At 30.6% G+C, this 1,347-nt stretch carries 1 protein-coding gene; it reads left to right on the top strand.

The window, feature by feature from the left end:
- Window positions 1–1,181, top strand: a 1,181-nt coding sequence (locus tag KJQ97_RS09250) for a hypothetical protein (RefSeq protein ID WP_214120669.1), incomplete at its 5' end; no start/stop codon positions are given.
- Between the last annotated feature and the right edge of the window lie 166 nt (window positions 1,182–1,347).

The raw sequence follows: 1,347 nt of genomic DNA, 5'->3' as shown, positions 1-1,347 counted from the left end.
TTGGAGATTACAAGTTTACATTTAATGTAATTGGAACTGATATTAAAGGTGAAGCTAGCTTAAAACTTGTTGCTGACACTCAAACAAATACACCTAGCGTAGATAATACTACAAGTGATGTGGTTGTGGATAGCAATAGCCAAGATAACAATGTATTTAACTTTAAAGTATTACAAGGTGATGAAGGTGGATATTTCAACAACTTAACTGAAATTCCAAATGGTGGTAGAACATTTGATACTACTCCAACATTTGTTGGTAAATCAGTTGCTAATGATACAATAGTATTAGGATTTGTAAAAGCTAATAATGCAACAGGTAAAGATGAAGCAATTATGAAAGAATTCCAAGCTGCACCAGATGGAACATTCAAATATACTCCTGATTTAACAAACAGAGTAGATGGTAGTGGTTGGGAAGTTGGAACATATAAAGTATATTTATCAAGCTTAAAAACAGGACTTGTTAAAGAATTTGCATTTACAATAGACCTAAATACAGCTAAAGATGAAGTAGCTAACGATAACAATGCTAATGTAGATGTGGTTGTTCCAAGTGAAGTTGTTGTAAGTAATAATCATATTACAATCAATGAAGGTATTTACTATCAAGCAAATAGCAATAGTGCTATTGAAAAAATTAATGGTTATGTAACTGATAGCGTAAGCCCAGTTATTACAGGAACTGCAAAACCAGGTTCAGAATTAATAGTAAATCTAGTTAATGATGCTACAGGTAAGGTTGAAAGCTGGACAAATATTACAATTTGGGATAGCGGTAAATTTGAAATCGGCTTAACAGGTGAAAAAGGCAACTCATATCATTATGAAGTATTTGATTGTGTAGCGTGCAAACCAGTTGGCGAACCAGCAATTAGTCATACTTTTGAAATCAATGCAGGTAACTTTATTAACCTTAACCCAAGTGCAATTTTAGGAGATGATGCTGGAATTAGTATTCCAACTATTAAAGAAGAAAAAGTTGAAGCTAAAGATGAAACTAAAGTAAATGTTGGGGATATTTTAGATACTCAAAAAGATATCTTTAATGAAACTATAGCTCAACCAGCACAAGTTCAAGAAGGTTATATTAATCTAAAACTAGGTTCAGTTGCATTTGATGCAGCTTCTAAAGACTTAACACATTTAGATGAATTTAATAATATAAACCACCACTCTTAACAGATAACTTGAGCTAGTAACAACTAGCTCAAGCTTTTATCTTTTTATAATCTTCAAAATTTATTAGAATTTTTAATTTAATTATTATTTTTTAAGTATTCAAGCTCAATTATTTTATATTTTTATTGGTTGTTATAAGTATATTTGTAGTGGGTGTATGTTATAT

The sequence above is a fragment of the Campylobacter sp. 2018MI01 genome, assembly GCF_018501205.1.
Taxonomy (GTDB): domain Bacteria; phylum Campylobacterota; class Campylobacteria; order Campylobacterales; family Campylobacteraceae; genus Campylobacter_E.
Note: the sequence above shows the minus strand (reverse complement) of the source record. Positions and strands in the feature narration are given on the sequence as shown.